Source organism: Caloranaerobacter azorensis DSM 13643 (assembly GCF_900129995.1).
Lineage (GTDB): Bacteria > Bacillota > Clostridia > Tissierellales > Thermohalobacteraceae > Caloranaerobacter > Caloranaerobacter azorensis.
This window is the reverse complement of record NZ_FQXO01000150.1, coordinates 1-1,253: the sequence shown is the minus strand read 5'-3', so window position 1 is coordinate 1,253 and position 1,253 is coordinate 1. Positions and strand designations below refer to the sequence as shown.

The following is a 1,253-nucleotide window of genomic DNA, read 5'->3' as shown; positions in this document are numbered from 1 at the left end:
TTGATCTACTCCACCATCTAAATTAAGTTTAATTTTTGAATCTTTAGTTACTGCATTTACTGCCATCTTCTCACCTCCCTTCTACTCCTTATATAAAAGAGAGGCTAAAGATTTACTATGGACTTTTTTAATTTTTTTATCGCAGAGGTTTTGATATTTACAGCAGTTCTATAGCTTATATCAAGCCTTTTACTTATCTCCTTTAAGGAAATATTTTGAATATAATACATAAAAACTATCTCTTTTTGTCTTTCGGTAAGCTCATCTAAAGCCCTTACCAAATCTAATACTTCTTCATTTTTTATAACTATTTCTTCTTGCAATAAGTTTTCATCAGCAATGCAGTCTATAAGCTCTAGACTGTTATCTTTTGAGTTTATCGTCTGATTTAATGAAACAAAATATTTTCTTGCAAATAGAAAAATATTTCAAGTTTGATTTTCAAAGGTCGAAATAGTAAATAATAGTTTGTGAGGGTTATGAAAACATTATTGACAAATAATAAAAGATAATTTATAATAAGGTTAAATAAAAAACAAATAATATAAACAAAAAATGAACGGAGATAAGAATATGGAAATACTAACTATAGGAGAAAAGATACGAAAGTTAAGAAAAGAAAAAAATATGTCATTAAGAGAATTAGAAAGTAACTAACGATAACATAATAACACAAGGTACTGTATATGAATTAGCTGATGAAGATGATGGTGGATTGAGAGGATAAAAAGTTTAGTGATATATTTATTTAGATACAGGAGGTGAGAGTATGGTATATCCAAGAGCACCAGATAAAAAAAGCCTACTAACTCAAATAAATGCTGGCAAGCATGTTTGATAGAGTTAATAGGCTGCTTGATATAATAAATATATGTGAATTCCGATATTCGAATATCAAGTTTACTTTAAACTTTTACTTCTGTTTTTAAACATAAATAAGCAATGCAAATTATTATCCTATATTATTGGAAATGCAACTGTTTATTTGAATATATCAAAAATCAAAAATTTTTTCAATAGTTTTAAAGGAGGAATAATGTATATGTAAGGGGATAGAAATAAGTAAAGGTTTTTAATGACAACGAATATCTTAATGAATACCTTTTGGGATAAAATAAATACTTAAAAATCAATTTTGGTATTAAATTGATGAATCGATAATTAAGTATGAGTAAAGATAGTGTAAAAAGAAATATGAAAAGTTAGAGAAAAGATTGGATATACTTTAAGATGATATTTTAAAGATTTTACCC

The 1,253-nt window shown here is 26.1% G+C and carries 1 protein-coding gene; it reads right to left on the bottom strand.

Going from position 1 to position 1,253, the window contains the following annotated elements:
- Positions 1 to 104: 104 nt before the first annotated feature.
- A complete protein-coding gene (locus tag BUB51_RS12615) occupies positions 105 to 380 on the bottom strand; it encodes an RNA polymerase sigma factor (RefSeq protein WP_278294558.1) in 276 nt (91 codons plus the stop codon).
- Positions 381 to 1,253 lie beyond the last annotated feature (873 nt).